Here is a 14358-nt window from a genome sequence, read left to right as displayed (position 1 = left end):
GTAGGGCGACGGCGGCTTCCGCCCGCGTCCGACCGGACCGGTGCCCGGCGGGATCACCCGACCGGTCCACGGCCTGCGGTCATTCGGCCCCTGGGAATGGGGCGGGCCGGGAATTCCCCGTGTTGCCGGTCCGCCCGAAACGAGGCGTGATGGTAGCAATGTGCGCGTACCCATCCGTGGGGGCCGATGGCCGGTGGGCCGTCATCCTGAAAGGCGGCACCTTCATGCCGACAGAGGAAGCGGTAAAAGCGGAGGACACCCTGATCCACGTTCTGTGGATCAACGCGGGACTGAGCTGCGACGGCGATTCCGTTTCGCTGACCGCCGCCACTCAGCCGAGCATCGAGGAGATCGCGCTCGGCGCCCTTCCCGGACTCCCGAAGATCGCCGTCCACTGGCCGCTCATCGATTTCGAGTGCGGCCCCAACGGCGGTGCCGATGATTTCCTCGAATGGTTCTTCAAGGCCGACCGCGGAGAGCTGGAACCGTTCGTCCTGGTCGTCGAGGGATCCATTCCGAACGAGCAGTTGCACGACGAGGGTTACTGGTGCGGATTCGGCAACGACCCCGCGACCGGCCAGCCGATGACCACCAGCGAGTGGCTCGACCGGCTGACCCCGAAGGCCACCGCGGTCGTCGCGGTCGGCACCTGCGCGACGTACGGCGGCATCCACGCCATGGCGGGCAACCCGACCGGCGCGATGGGGGTGCCCGACTACCTGGGCTGGGACTGGAAGTCCAAGGCCGGGATCCCGATCGTGTGCGTCCCCGGCTGCCCGATCCAGCCGGACAACCTGTCGGAGACGCTCACCTACCTGCTCTACATGGCGACCGAGCAGGCGCCGATGATCCCGCTCGACGACGCGCTGCGGCCGGCGTGGCTGTTCGGGTCGACGGTGCACGAGGGCTGCGACCGCGCCGGGTACTACGAGCAGGCCGACTTCGCGACGGAGTACGGCTCGCCCAAGTGCATCGTCAAGCTGGGCTGCTGGGGCCCGACGGTCAAGTGCAACGTGCCCAAGCGCGGCTGGATGAACGGCATCGGCGGCTGCCCCAACGTCGGTGGCATCTGCATCGGCTGCACCATGCCGGGGTTCCCCGACAAGTTCATGCCGTTCATGGACGAGCCCCCGGGCGGAAAGCTCTCGACCAACGCGGTCGGGCTGTACGGGTCGACGATGCGGCGGCTGCGCCGTATCACCACCCACACCCTGGACCGCGAACCGAAATGGCGTAAGCCCGGCAGGGAACTCACCACCGGCGCCACACGCACCTGGTAAGTGACCGCGCAAATCACCGCAACGGACAGAAAGATGAGGCGGCGCACATGACCGCGACGCAGCACAAGGGTGCCCGGGGAGGCCAGGGAAAGAACGACCTGGTCGAAATGGCGTGGGATCCCATCACCAGGATCGTCGGCAGCCTGGGCATCTACACGAAGATCGATTTCAAGCAGAAGGTGGTGGCCGAGTGCCACAGCACCAGCTCCATCTTCCGCGGCTATTCGGTCTTCATGAAGGGAAAGGACCCGCGGGACGCGCACTTCATCACGAGTCGCATCTGCGGAATCTGCGGTGACAACCACGCCACCTGTTCCTGTTACGCGCAGAACATGGCGTACGGGGTGAAGCCGCCGCACCTGGGCGAATGGATCGTGAACCTCGGCGAGGCCGCCGAGTACATGTTCGACCACAACATCTTCCAGGAGAACCTGGTCGGGGTCGACTACTGCGAGAAGATGGTCGCGGAGACCAACCCCGGGGTGCTGGAGCAGGCCAACCGCACCGAGTCCCCGCACGCCGAGGCCCACGGGTACAAGACCATCGGCGACATCATGCGGTCGCTGAACCCGTTCACCGGCGAGTTCTACCGCGAGGCGCTCCAGGTCAGCCGGATGACCCGGGAGATGTTCTGCCTGATGGAGGGGCGGCACGTCCACCCCTCCACCCTGTACCCCGGCGGCGTCGGCACCGTGGCGACCATCCAGCTGATGACGGACTACATCACCCGGCTCCAGCGGTACGTCGAGTTCATGAAGAAGGTCGTGCCGATGCACGACGACCTCTTCGACTTCTTCTACGAGGCCCTGCCCGGGTACGAGCAGGTCGGCAACCGGCGCATCCTGCTGGGCTGCTGGGGCTCCTTCCAGGACCCGGACCACTGCAACTTCGAGTACAAGGACATGACCAACTGGGGCCGGAAGATGTACGTCACCCCCGGTGTCGTCGTCGACGGGAAGCTGGTCACCACCGACCTGGTGGAGATCAACCTCGGCATCCGGATCCTGCTCGGTTCGTCGTACTACAACGACTGGGACGAGCAGGAGACGTTCGTGTCCCACGACCCGCTCGGCAATCCGGTCGACCGGCGCCACCCGTGGAACCAGCACACCAACCCGCAGCCCCAGAAGCGGGACCTGGACGACAAGTACAGCTGGGTCATGTCGCCGCGGTGGTTCGACGGCAAGGACTACCTGGCGCTCGACACGGGCGGCGGGCCGCTCGCCCGGCTGTGGACCACCGCGCTGGCCGGCCTGGTCGACATCGGCTACATCCAGGCCACCGGCCACAGCGTCAAGATCAACCTCCCCAAGACCGCGCTCAAGGGCCCGGTCGAGCTGGAGTGGCACGTCCCGAAGTGGAGCAACACCATCGAGCGCAACCGGGCGCGCAGCTACTTCCAGGCGTACGCCGCCGCCTGCGCGCTGCACTTCGCGGAGAAGGCGCTCGCGGAGATCAGGTCCGGCAACACCAAGACCTGGGAGAAGTTCGAGGTGCCCGAGGAGGGCGTGGGCTGCGGGTTCACCGAGGCGGTGCGCGGAGTGCTCTCGCACCACATGGTGATCCGGGACGGCAAGATCGCCAACTACCACCCGTACCCGCCGACCCCGTGGAACGCGAGCCCCCGCGACACCTACGGCACTCCCGGCCCGTACGAGGACGCCGTGCAGGGCCAGCCGATCTTCGAGGAGAACGACCGGGAGAACTTCAAGGGCATCGACATCATGCGCACGGTGCGCAGTTTCGACCCCTGTCTGCCGTGCGGCGTGCACATGTATCTCGGCGAGGGCAAGAAGCTGGAACTCCTGCACTCCCCCACCCAGTCCGCGGGCAGCGAGTGATGGCGCAGCAGGAGACACCGCCGGCGCCCGACTGGCGGACCACCGGTGACCGCATCGACACCCTGATCGCCGCCAGCGGCTCGGGCGGCGCGGTCGCGCGCGAGCGCAGCGAGGAACTGGTGCGGCTGGTCGTCGACTTCTACGGCGCGGGCCTCGAGCGGCTGCTCGACCTCGTGCACGAGCAGGGGCGGCTGGACGAGGGTGTGCTGGCCGCGCTGGCCGGTGACGATCTCGTGGCCAGTGTCCTGCTGGTACACGGGCTGCACCCGTACGGCGTGGAGAGACGGGTCGAGCAGGCGCTGGAGAGCGTGCGGCCCTATCTGGGTTCGCACGGCGGTGACGTCGAACTGCTCGACGTCACCGCCGAGGGCACCGTCCGGCTGCGGCTGCTGGGCAGTTGCGACGGCTGCCCCTCGTCCTCGGTCACGCTCAAGCTGGCCGTGCAGGGCGCGGTGGAGGCGGCGGCTCCGGAGATCACCTCGATCGAGGTCGAGACCGCCGCCGAGGAGTCCGGGGCGGCGGAGCCGCTGGTGCCGGTGGACTCGCTGTTCGCGCGGCTGCACACCGACGCCGGGGCGGCTCCCGGGGACGGTGCGTCCTGGGAGGTCGTCCCGGAGCTGTCGGGTCTTGAGTCCGGCGCCGTGGCCCGGGTCGAGGTCGGCCGGATGCCGGTGGTGGCCTGCCGGGTGGGCGGGGATCTCTTCGCCTTCGAGGACCGGTGCGCGCGCTGCGAGCGGCCGTTCGAGGGTGCGGCGCTGGCGCGGCGGCTCGGCGGCGGCTCGGGCGACGCGATCCTGCGCTGCGCCGGCTGCCGGGCGCACTACGACGTGCGGCGGGCGGGTGTCTGCCTCGACGAGGACGGCGCCCACCTGGCCCCGCTGCCGCTGCTCTCGGAGGGCGGCGAGGTCTCCGTGTCGGTGCCCGTGACGGTGGCGCCGTGATCGCGGCAGGACGTTCCGCGTCCCCGGCGTCGACGCTGCTGCGGCTCAGCCGGGACCGGCCGCAGCCGGCCGCCGGGGAGCGCTGCGAGATGTGCGCGGAGCCGATCGGCCAGGAGCACTCCCATGTGGTGAACCTCGACAGCCGCGCCCTGATGTGCGGCTGCCGGGCCTGCTACCTGCTGTTCACCGACGAGGGGGCGCAGTTGCGCTACCGGGCGGTGCCCGAGCGCTATCTGCACTTCGCCGGGCTGACCGTGGACGGGCGGGCCTGGGACGAGCTGCAGATCCCGGTCGGGCTCGCCTTCCTCTTCCGCAACTCCGTGCAGGACCGGATGGTCGCGTTCTATCCGGGTCCGGCCGGGGCCACCGAGTCGGAACTGCCGCTGGACGCCTGGGAGGCCGTCGTCGAGGCGAGCCCGGAGCTGGCCGGCCTGCGTCCCGATGTCGAGGCGCTGCTGATCCGGCGCACGGCCGGGGGCGGCGGGTCGTGCCATCTGGTGCCGATCGACGCCTGTTACGAACTGGTGGGGCAGCTGCGCACGCTGTGGCGGGGCTTCGACGGCGGCTCCGAGGCGCGCACCGCGATGGACGCCTTCTTCGCCCGGGTGGCGGACCGCAGCCGGCCCGCCGCGGGGATCGGGGCGCCGTGAACGACTTCGCGTTCTCCGTGCTCGACATGTTCGCCGAGCCGTACGCGGCCTCGCCGCAGCTGACGGCGAGGCTGCGGATCGAGGAGCGGACGGGGCGGCGCATCCACGCCGTCGCGCTGCACTGCCAGGTCCGTATCGAACCGCAGCGGCGCCACTACGACGATGCCGAACAGAGCGGTCTGCACGCCCTGTTCGGCGGCCGGGAGCGCTGGACGGACACCCTGAAACCGTTCCAGTGGATGAGCTGCGACACCACGGTGCAGGGGTTCAGCGGGTCGGCAGAGGTCGATCTCGCGCTGCCCTGCACCTACGACTTCGATGTGATCGGCTCCCGCTACCTGCACGCCCTGGGCGAGGGTTCGGTGCCGCTCGCCCTGATGTTCTCCGGCACGGTCTTCACCCGCGGCAGCAAGGGCTTCGGGGTCGAGCAGGTGCCGTGGGACTGCGAGGCCCGCTACGCCATGCCGGTCGAGGTGTGGCGCCGCATGGTGGCCGCGCACTTCCCGAACACCGGGTGGATCAGGCTGGACCACGAGGTGCTGGCGCGCTTCGCGGACTTCCGGGCCCGGCGCGGGCTGATCAGCTGGGACGAGACGGTCCAGGCACTCCTGGCCGGACACGACGAGATGGGTCCTGTGGGCGTCGGACCGGCGCTCCCGGACGAGGCGGTCCCGCGATGAGCCCTGACCGGGCGGGTTCGGAAGAGGTGGTCCTGTGAGCCTTGACCAGGTGCGTTCGATCGCGGACGCCGTCCTGTACGAGGGCTATCTGCTCTACCCGTACCGCGCGAGCTCGCACAAGAACCGCTCGCGCTGGCAGTTCGGGGTGCTCGGCCCGCCGAACGCCTCGGCGGCGAGCTTCGGTGAGCAGCCGGGGATGGAGACCCAGGTCCTGCTGGCACCGCACGAGGGGCCGGCCGCCGTCACCGTGCATCTGCGCTTCCTCCAGCTCCAGGTCCGCGAGGTGCGGAGCCGGGACGCGGACGGGGTGGAGGAGCCGGTCGAGCGGCTGACCGTGGACGGGGCCGAGGTGCTGTCGTGGGACGAGGCGGTCGAGCGGGAGATCGTGCTGGCCGCGCTGCCGCTGGGTGAGGCGGTGGACACCGTCCACGAGGTCTCCGGCGGGCAGGACAGCGAGCCGCTCACCGACGCGCACGGCGCGGTGGTGGGCCGGATCGTGCGGCGGCGGCTGCCGCTGGCGGTCCGCATCCGTACGGAGGCCGTCGTGGACGACGGGTGCACGCGCCTCTCGGTGGCGGTGAGCAACGAGCACCAGGAGCCGGTGGCCACCAAGGACGCCGCGATCCGGTCCTCGCTGATCGGCGCGCATCTGCTGCTGCGGGCGCACGACGCGGAGTTCGTCTCGCTGCTCGAACCGCCCGCCGGGGCGGCGGCCGCCGCGGGGCGCTGCCGGCAGAACAGGTGCTGGCCGGTGCTCGCCGGCCCGAAGGGGACGACGGACGTCCTGCTCGGGGCGCCGATCATCCTGTACGACTACCCGGAGGTCGCCGAGCAGAGCCCCGGCGCCCTGTTCGACTCGACCGAGATCGACGAGATCCTGACCCTCCGGGTGATGACCATGACGGAGGCGGAGAAGGCGGAGGCGCGGGCCACCGACCCGCGCGCCCGGGAGATCATCGACCGGTGCGACGGCATGTCTCCCTCGGCGCTCCAGGAACTGCACGGGCTGCTGCGCGACCCGCACCTGCCCCGGCCCGAGGCCGAGGCGCGTCCCCCGGACGACGTGGAGTCCGCCGCCTTCGACACCGCGGGCGCCCCGTGGTGGGACCCGGCGGCCGATGCCTCGGTGCGGCCGGACAGCGACGCGGTGGTGATCGACGGGGTCCGGGTGGCCAAGGACAGCCTGGTGCGCGTCCATCCGTCCCGGCGCGCCGACGCGCAGGACCTGTTCTTCGCCGGCCAGGTGGCCCGGGTGACCGCGGTGCTCTCGGACGTGGACGGTGGCACGCACGTCGCCCTGGTCCTCGTCGACGACCCGGCGTCGGACCTGCACGACTGGTACGGCCGCTACTTCTACTTCGCACCCGACGAACTGACCCCGCTGACCGTCCAGGAGACGGCGCGGCACCGAGAGGAGAACCGATCGTGAAGACCCTGGGCATCATCACCGCCGGCGTGGCGGCGGCCGTGGCGCTGGTCGCCGTGTGCGTCGGCGTCAAGTCGATCCCCGACGTCCGCCGCTATCTGCGCATCCGGTCGATGTGAGCCGCCTCCACCGATGACGACGACAAGCGAACCGGGCACGGCCACGCGGGTACTGGTGGCCGGCATCGGCAATCTGTTCCTCGGCGACGACGGGTTCGGCCCGGAGGCGGTCCGCCGGCTGGCCCGGGACGGCGGACTGCCGCCGCAGGCGCGGGTGGTGGACTACGGCATCCGCGGCATGCACCTCGCGTACGACCTGCTGGACGGGTACGACGCGCTGGTGCTGGTCGACGCCTACCCGGGTGGCGGCGCGCCCGGGGAGCTGACCGTGCTGCGCATCGGCGCGGAGGACCTCGGTACGGGTGAATTCGACGCTCATGGGATGAATCCGGTCGCTGTCCTTGCAAACCTGGATCAATTGGGCGGTACTCTTCCGCTCACTTACCTCGTCGGCTGCACACCCGCCGGAGTCGAGGAGGGCATCGGGCTCAGCGAAGCCGTCGAGAACGCGCTGCCCGAGGCCGTCCAGACAGTGCACACCCTGGTCCGACAGCTCGTGCCGGACCGGCCGCCCGTACCCACCGCGTCCGTGAAAGGCGCCGAACCCCGGAGATCCTGATCATGTGCCTGGGCATTCCTGGTCGCGTCGTGGAGATCGTGGACGGGTATGCGGGCCAGCTGGCTCTGGTCGATGTGGAGGGCGCCAGGCGCCGCGTCAACATCGGCATGCTCGACGAGGCACCCGGTCGCGACGACTGGGTGCTTCTGCACATGGGCTTCGCCGTCGAGCTGATCGACCGGGCGAAGGCACGCGAGGCGCTGTCGGGTCTGGAGATGATGGGCCGGGGCCGGGCCGAGCGCGTCCGGCGCAGGTTCGAGGTGTGCGGGGTCGTGCAGGGCGTGGGCTTCAGGCCCTTCGTCTACGTCACCGCGTCCGAGCTGCTGCTCACGGGCACGGTGACGAACACCGGCGACGGGGTGCTCGCCGAGGTCGAGGGGGACGCCGACGCGGTGGAGGAGTTCGGCCGCCGGCTCCGTACCGACGCCCCGCCGCTCGCGGTCGTCGTGGATGTGCGCACCAGCGAGCGGCCGACCCGCGGCGGTACGGGCTTCACCATCGAGGAGTCCGGCGGTGGCGGCCGGGCCAGGACGCTCGTCTCGCCGGACACCGCGACCTGCCGGGAGTGTCTGGACGAGCTGGCCGACCCGGCGAACCGGCGCCACCGCCACCCGTTCATCACCTGTACGCACTGCGGCCCACGCTTCACGATCGTCACCGGCCTCCCGTACGACCGGGCCGCCACCACGATGGCGGACTTCGAGATGTGCGGGGCCTGCCGGGCGGAGTACGAGGACCCGGGCGACCGGCGTTTCCACGCCCAGCCGATCGCGTGCCCCGACTGCGGGCCCCGGCTCGAACTGGTCGGCGGCGAAGGGGTGTCCCGCTGCCGCGACGAGGAGGCGCTGCGCCGCGCCCGGGAGCTGCTCGCCGATGGCGGGATCCTCGCGGTCAAGGGGCTCGGCGGCTACCACCTGGTGTGCGACGCCCGCGACGACGCGGCCGTGGCCGAGCTGCGCCGGCGCAAGCGGCGCGGCGGCAAGCCGTTCGCGGTCATGGTGGCCGGGCTCGACGTGGCACGGGAGCTGGTGACCGTGACGGCCCAGGACGAGGAACTCCTGACCGGTGGCCGTCGGCCCATCGTTCTGCTGCCCCGGCTCTCCGGGGACGGGGCAGGGTCCGGTGTGTCGGCCGCCGTGGCGCCCGGGAGCCCCGACCTCGGGCTGCTGCTTCCGTACACCCCCCTGCACGTGCTGCTCTTCGGCATCGGCGACGACCGGCCGGGGCCGGACGCGCTGGTGATGACGTCGGCCAACCTGTCGGGCGAGCCGATCGTCACGGACGACGAGGCCGCACTGACCGAGCTGGCCCCGCTGGTGGACGGCTGGCTGCGGCACGACCGGCGCATCCACGTGCCGTGCGACGACTCGGTCAGCCGCTGGGTGGCCGGCGCCGAGCTGCCGGTCCGCCGCTCTCGCGGATACGCGCCGCTGCCGATCGCGCTGCCCTTCGAGGTGGAGCCGACGCTCGCCGTGGGCGCCGACCTCAAGAACACCTGCGCCCTGGGCGAGGGCCGCTACGCCTGGCTCAGCCAGCACATCGGCGACATGGACGACCTGTCCACGGTCAACGCGCTGACCAGGACCGAGAAGCACCTGGAAGACCTCACCGGGGTGGCGCCCGCCCAGCTGGTGGCCGACCGGCACCCCGGCTACCACTCGGCCGGCTGGGCCCGCGCGCACGCGGCCGGGCGGCCGGTCCGCACGGTCCAGCACCACCACGCGCACATCGCCTCCGTGATGGCCGAGCACGGGCTTGGCAAGGACGAGCGCGTGATCGGCATCGCCTTCGACGGCACCGGGCACGGCGACGACGGGGCGGCCTGGGGCGGCGAGGTCCTGGTGGCGGGCTACGCGTCCTTCCGCAGGGCCGCGCACCTGGGTTACGTACCGCTGGCCGGGGGCGACGCGAGTGTGCTGCGCCCGTACCGGATGGCCCTCGCCCACCTGCACGCGGCCGGCATCCCCTGGGACGGGGACCTGCCCCCGGTCGCCGCGTGCCAGCCCGCCGAACGCGAGGTGCTGGCACATCAGTTCGCCACCGGATTCGGCTGCGTACCCACGTCGAGCATGGGCCGGCTCTTCGACGCCGTCGCGTCCCTGGCCGGCCTCCGGCACGAGGTGGCGTACGAGGCGGAGGCCGCCATGGAGCTGGAGGGCGCGGCCCGCGGCGCCCACGGTGTCCCGGCGGCCCCCGAGGACGCCTACCGCTTCGGGATCCGGCCCGGCGCGGGCGAGGAGCCCTCGGTCGCGGACCCGGGCCCGGTCGTGCGGGCCGTGGTGTCGGACGTACGGGCGGGCGTCCCCGCCGGGCTGGTCGCCGCACGCTTCCACGCGTCCGTCGCCGCGCTGATCACCGAGCTCGCGGACCACTGCCGTACGCACACCGGTCTCGGCACCGTGGCTCTGGGCGGCGGTGTCTTCCAGAACGCGGTACTGCTCGAAGCGGCGCAGCGCGGCCTGGCCGAGCGGGGTTTCACCGTCCTGAGGCCGAGGCTGCTGCCGCCGAACGACGGCGGGATCGCGCTCGGCCAGCTCATGATCGCCGCGGCGGGCTGACCGCCTCGCACCTCCCGTACCCCGAGGGACCCACAGAGAAGAGGAACCATGTGTCTGGCTGTTCCGGGGCGTGTCCTCAGTACCGCAGAAGTCGACGGCACCGTGATGGCCGAGGTCGACTTCGGCGGGGTGCGCAAGGAGGTCTGCCTCCAGTACATCCCCGATGTGACCGTCGGTGAGTACGTCATCGTGCACGTCGGCTTCGCCATCCAGCGCCTCGACGAGGCCTCCGCCCTGGACACCCTGGCCAACTTCGAACGGCTCGGCATCCTCGCCGAGGAGTTCGGGGACGGCTTCGAACTCGCCGCACAGCAGAGCACGTCACCCGAAGGAGCCGGCCGGTGAAGTACCTCGAAGAGTTCAGCGACCCCGACCTCGCGAAGAAGCTGGTCGACCAGATCCACGCGGCCACCACGCGCAAGTGGGCGATGATGGAGGTCTGCGGCGGTCAGACCCACTCGATCATCAGGCACGGCATCGATCAGCTCCTGCCCGAGGGCGTGGAGATGATCCACGGTCCGGGATGTCCCGTCTGTGTCACCCCGCTGGAGATGATCGACCGCGCGCTGGCGATCGCCGCCCGCCCCGGCGTCATCTTCTGCTCGTTCGGTGACATGCTTCGGGTGCCCGGCAGCAGCCAGGACCTGTTCTCCGTCAAGAGCGCCGGCGGCGACGTTCGCGTCGTGTACTCACCTCTGGACGCGCTGAAGCTGGCCCGCGAGAACCCGGACCGCGAGGTCGTCTTCTTCGGGATCGGGTTCGAGACCACCGCCCCCGCCAACGCGCTGACGGTGTACCAGGCCAAGCAGCTCGGCGTGCGGAACTTCTCGCTGCTGGTGTCCCACGTCCTGGTGCCGCCCGCGATCGCCGCGATCATGGAGTCCCCGGCCTGCCGGGTGCAGGCGTTCCTCGCCGCCGGCCATGTGTGCAGTGTGATGGGGACGGCCGAATACCCGCCGCTGGCGCAGAAGTACAAGGTGCCGATCGTGGTCACCGGCTTCGAACCCCTGGACATCCTCGAAGGAGTCCGCCGGACCGTCCTCCAGCTCGAATCGGGCCGCCACGAGGTGGAGAACGCCTACCCCAGGGCCGTACGCGACGAGGGCAACGCGCCCGCCATGAAGATGCTCGCGGACGTCTTCGAGGTGACGGACCGGACCTGGCGCGGCATCGGGGCGATCCCCCGCAGCGGCTGGCGGCTCGCCGAGAAGTACCGCGAGTTCGACGCGGAGCAGCGGTTCGACGTGACGGACATCCACACCGCCGAGTCGTCGCTCTGCCGCTCGGGTGAGGTCCTCCAGGGTCTGATCAAGCCGCACCTGTGCGAGGCATTCGGCAAGGAGTGCACGCCGCGCAATCCGCTCGGCGCGACCATGGTGTCGTCCGAGGGCGCCTGCGCCGCTTACTACACCCACCGCCGCCTGGAACTGGTCGATGCGAAGTGACTGACGCGATGCAGGACCTGACGGACGTGGCGAGCGGGGTTCCGGGCGCGCTGCCGGGACAGGCCGGGCTGGACTTCGAGGGGTGGTCGTGCCCCGTACCGCTGCGGGACGTCCCGACCGTGGTGATGGGCCACGGCGGCGGCGGCGCGATGTCGGGTGAGCTGATCGAGCACCTGTTCCTGCCCGCGTACGGGGCCGCGGCCGCCGCCGAACTCGGTGACTCGGCCGTCCTGTCGGTCGGCGCCGGTACCCGGATCGCCTTCTCGACGGACTCGTTCGTGGTGAAGCCGATGTTCTTCCCCGGCGGGTCGATCGGTGACCTGGCGGTGAACGGGACGGTGAACGACCTGGCGATGTCCGGTGCGACGCCGCTGTTCCTGTCGACCGCCTTCATCCTGGCGGAGGGCACCGAACTGAGCGTCCTCGGCCGGATCGCGCAGGCCGTGGGCCGGGCCGCCGAGGACGCCGGCGTGCGCCTGGTCACCGGGGACACCAAGGTCGTGGAGCGGGCCAGCGGTGACGGTGTCTACCTCAACACCTCGGGCATCGGTGTGGTGCCGGCCGGCGTCGACATCAACGCGCGCCGGGCCCGTCCCGGCGACGCCGTGCTCGTCAGCGGCGACATCGGGGTGCACGGTGTGGCCGTGATGAGCTGCCGCGAGGGCCTGGAGTTCGGCACGGCGGTCGAGAGCGACACGGCCGCGCTGCACGGGCTGGTCGCCGCCATGCTCGCCACGGGTGCCGATGTCCATGTGCTGCGGGACCCCACCCGTGGGGGCGTCTCCGCCTCGCTGAACGAGATCGCCCGCGCCTCGGAGGTGGGCATCGAGCTGGTGGAACGGCTGCTGCCGGTGCCGCCCGAGGTGCGGGACGCGTGCAGCCTGCTCGGGCTCGACCCGCTCCAGGTGGCCAACGAGGGCAAGCTGATCGCCATCGTTCCCGCCGAGGACGCGGACCGGGTGCTGGCGGCGATGCGGGCCCATCCGCTGGGCCGGTCCGCGTGCTCGATCGGTGGTTGCGTGCCGGACCACGCGGGGATGGTGGTGGCGCGGACGGGCCTGGGCGGGAGCCGGGTGATCGGGCTGCCGATCGGTGAGCAGCTGCCGAGGATCTGCTGAGACCGTGGCGAACGACTACCGAGGATCCGCCGGGTGAGTGCTGAGGGCGCGCTGCTGTTCGCGCGATACGCCTACCCGCCCAACGAGCTCGGCTACTGCGGCCCGGCCGACGCGGCGGCGCTCCTGCGCCGGGAGGAGACCGCGGGCATCGAGCGGCGGGCCCGGCAGTTCGAGGGGGCCTGGTGCTATCTCCAGTTCCTCGCGGAGGCGGCCGGAATCCCGGACCCGCTCGATGTGCGGGTGGTCGAGGCCTACTGGATCGGCAACGAGCTGCTGGACCGTGCCGATCCGGCCGCCCTGGTCGAGCGGCTGACCGACCGGTTCCGCGGTCAGCTGGGCGGCACCTGGCGGGAGGCGGCGGGGCGGGCGCTGGCCCACCACAGCTTCCAGGTGTTCGAGGTGTACCCGTGGGCGCGGATGCTCCGGCCGGACGGGAACCCGACCGCGCTGTCCGTCCTGGACCGCTGCCGCATCCGGACGGGCGTGGTGCTCACGGGCGGCGGCGAGGTGGCGACCGTCCGGTCCCGCCCGCTGGTCTGGGACGGGACCGGGACCGCCGCCGGCGACTGGCGGGAGGAGACGGTGCGCCTCGCGGCCGGCGGGCGGACGCTGATCGACGGCGTCCGCCCCGGTGACCGGGTGGCGCTGCACTGGGACTGGGTGTGCGACGTGCTCACCGACGAACAGGCCCGGCGCGTCGAGTCCTTCGAGGCGCGCACGTGTGGCGGGCTGGGCCTGCTCGCCGTGTGAGTCACGAGGCGTCGTGCCCCTCCACCACCAGGACGATCTTGCCCGTGGTGCGGTCCGTCTCACCGAGGGCGTGGGCCTTGGCCGCCTCGGCGAGCGGGAACGTTGCCTCGATGCGGGCGCGCAGCGAGCCCGCCTCCACGAGGGCGGCGACGGCGTTCATCCCCGCGTGGTCGGCCTCGACCAGGAGGGTCTCGACGCGGACGCCCCGGGCCGCCGCCTTCGCCGCCTCGCCCGGGTCGGTTCCCGGCAGGAGCGAGACGAGGACGCCGCCGGGACGCAGGACGTCGAGGGAGCGGACCCGGGTGTCGCCGGAGAGCGGATCGAGGACCATGTCGACATCCGCGACCGCCTCGGCGAAGTCGACCGAGCGGTAGTCGATCACCTCGTCGGCACCGAGCGAACGGACGAAGTCGTGCTTCGGGGCGCTGGCGGTGCCGATGACGTACGCGCCACGGAACTTGGCGATCTGGACCGCGAGGTGGCCGACGCCGCCGGCGGCTGCGTGGATGAGGACCCGCTGTCCGGGGCGGACGTCCGCGGTGTCCACGATCGCCTGGTACGCGGTGAGGGCTGCGAGCGGCAGAGCTCCAGCCTGGAGGTGGTCGATGGATGCGGGCTTGTGGCTGAAGGACCGGGCGGGGGCGGCCACGTACTCGGCGTGCGAGCCGGCCCCGTACGGGTAGGGGAGCATACCGAAGACTTCGTCGCCCGGCTTGAAGAGCGTGACGCCGTAACCGACGGCCTCGACGACCCCGGAGACGTCCCAGCCGAGGACCTTGGGAAGGGTGTCCAGGAAGAGCCCGTCGGACCGGTGCTTCCAGTCGGTCGGGTTGACGCCGGCCGCGCGGACGGCGACCAGGATCTCGCTCAGGCCGGGCACGGGCCTCGGCAGCCGGATCTCCCGGAGGACCTCCGGGCCTCCATGGGTGTCCTGGCTGATGGCGCGCATGGTGGCGGAGTCCGGGTGGTGCGAAGTGGTCTGGCTCATGCA

Annotated in this window: 14 protein-coding genes; 13 read left to right on the top strand and 1 reads right to left on the bottom strand. The window is 71.4% G+C overall.

The annotated features are described in order from the left end of the window. The first annotated feature begins 224 nt into the window (after positions 1 to 224). Genes ACGFU6_RS09185 through ACGFU6_RS09125 form a run of 13 tightly spaced genes read left to right on the top strand, consistent with a single transcriptional unit; the run spans position 225 to position 13367 of the window. A complete protein-coding gene (locus ACGFU6_RS09185; RefSeq protein ID WP_393609251.1) occupies positions 225 to 1280 on the top strand; it encodes a hydrogenase expression protein HypE in 1056 nt (351 codons plus the stop codon). 47 nt (positions 1281 to 1327) lie between these two features. Then, a complete protein-coding gene (locus tag ACGFU6_RS09180; protein ID WP_393609249.1) occupies positions 1328 to 3121 on the top strand; it encodes a nickel-dependent hydrogenase large subunit in 1794 nt (597 codons plus the stop codon). Then, positions 3121 to 4062, top strand: coding sequence for a NifU family protein (locus ACGFU6_RS09175; protein WP_393609247.1), 942 nt, complete (start codon positions 3121 to 3123; stop codon positions 4060 to 4062). The genes ACGFU6_RS09180 and ACGFU6_RS09175 overlap by 1 nt, the downstream gene beginning before the upstream one ends. After that, the gene (locus ACGFU6_RS09170; RefSeq protein ID WP_393609245.1) at positions 4059 to 4712 is read left to right on the top strand and encodes a DUF5947 family protein; all 654 of its coding nucleotides are present in this window, start codon (positions 4059 to 4061) and stop codon (positions 4710 to 4712) included. The genes ACGFU6_RS09175 and ACGFU6_RS09170 overlap by 4 nt, the downstream gene beginning before the upstream one ends. After that, complete coding sequence (locus tag ACGFU6_RS09165) at positions 4709 to 5392, top strand: DUF6084 family protein (RefSeq protein ID WP_393609243.1); 684 nt, start codon at positions 4709 to 4711, stop codon at positions 5390 to 5392. Before ACGFU6_RS09170 ends, ACGFU6_RS09165 begins: the two co-directional genes overlap by 4 nt. A 34-nt stretch (positions 5393 to 5426) precedes the next feature. Further along, positions 5427 to 6821, top strand: coding sequence for a hypothetical protein (locus tag ACGFU6_RS09160; RefSeq protein ID WP_393609241.1), 1395 nt, complete (start codon positions 5427 to 5429; stop codon positions 6819 to 6821). Beyond that, complete coding sequence (locus tag ACGFU6_RS09155; protein ID WP_393609240.1) at positions 6818 to 6937, top strand: DUF6893 family small protein; 120 nt, start codon at positions 6818 to 6820, stop codon at positions 6935 to 6937. The genes ACGFU6_RS09160 and ACGFU6_RS09155 overlap by 4 nt, the downstream gene beginning before the upstream one ends. A 13-nt stretch (positions 6938 to 6950) precedes the next feature. After that, a complete protein-coding gene (locus ACGFU6_RS09150) occupies positions 6951 to 7496 on the top strand; it encodes a hydrogenase maturation protease (protein WP_393609238.1) in 546 nt (181 codons plus the stop codon). Positions 7497 to 7498: 2 nt separating this feature from the next. After that, positions 7499 to 10054, top strand: coding sequence for a carbamoyltransferase HypF (hypF, locus tag ACGFU6_RS09145; RefSeq protein ID WP_393609237.1), 2556 nt, complete (start codon positions 7499 to 7501; stop codon positions 10052 to 10054). A 48-nt stretch (positions 10055 to 10102) separates the two neighbouring features. Next, complete coding sequence (locus ACGFU6_RS09140; protein WP_123526981.1) at positions 10103 to 10399, top strand: HypC/HybG/HupF family hydrogenase formation chaperone; 297 nt, start codon at positions 10103 to 10105, stop codon at positions 10397 to 10399. Beyond that, positions 10396 to 11499: a hydrogenase formation protein HypD gene (gene hypD / locus ACGFU6_RS09135; RefSeq protein ID WP_393609235.1), complete on the top strand. Its 1104-nt coding sequence runs from the start codon at positions 10396 to 10398 to the stop codon at positions 11497 to 11499. The genes ACGFU6_RS09140 and hypD overlap by 4 nt, the downstream gene beginning before the upstream one ends. A gap of 8 nt (positions 11500 to 11507) precedes the next feature. After that, a complete protein-coding gene (hypE, locus tag ACGFU6_RS09130; protein ID WP_393609735.1) occupies positions 11508 to 12617 on the top strand; it encodes a hydrogenase expression/formation protein HypE in 1110 nt (369 codons plus the stop codon). 33 nt (positions 12618 to 12650) lie between these two features. After that, a complete protein-coding gene (locus tag ACGFU6_RS09125; RefSeq protein ID WP_393609233.1) occupies positions 12651 to 13367 on the top strand; it encodes a DUF6390 family protein in 717 nt (238 codons plus the stop codon). A gap of 1 nt (position 13368) precedes the next feature. On the opposite strand, the gene ACGFU6_RS09120 is transcribed toward ACGFU6_RS09125, so the two are convergent. Further along, entirely contained in the window at positions 13369 to 14316 is a 948-nt protein-coding gene (locus ACGFU6_RS09120; protein WP_393609734.1) for an NADP-dependent oxidoreductase, read from the bottom strand. Positions 14317 to 14358: the final 42 nt, after the last annotated feature.

It is taken from the genome of Streptomyces sp. NPDC048462, assembly GCF_043200175.1.
Classification (GTDB): Bacteria; Actinomycetota; Actinomycetes; order Streptomycetales; family Streptomycetaceae; genus Streptomyces.
The sequence above is the reverse complement of the archived record's forward strand: the minus strand, read 5'-3'. Positions and strand labels throughout refer to the sequence as shown.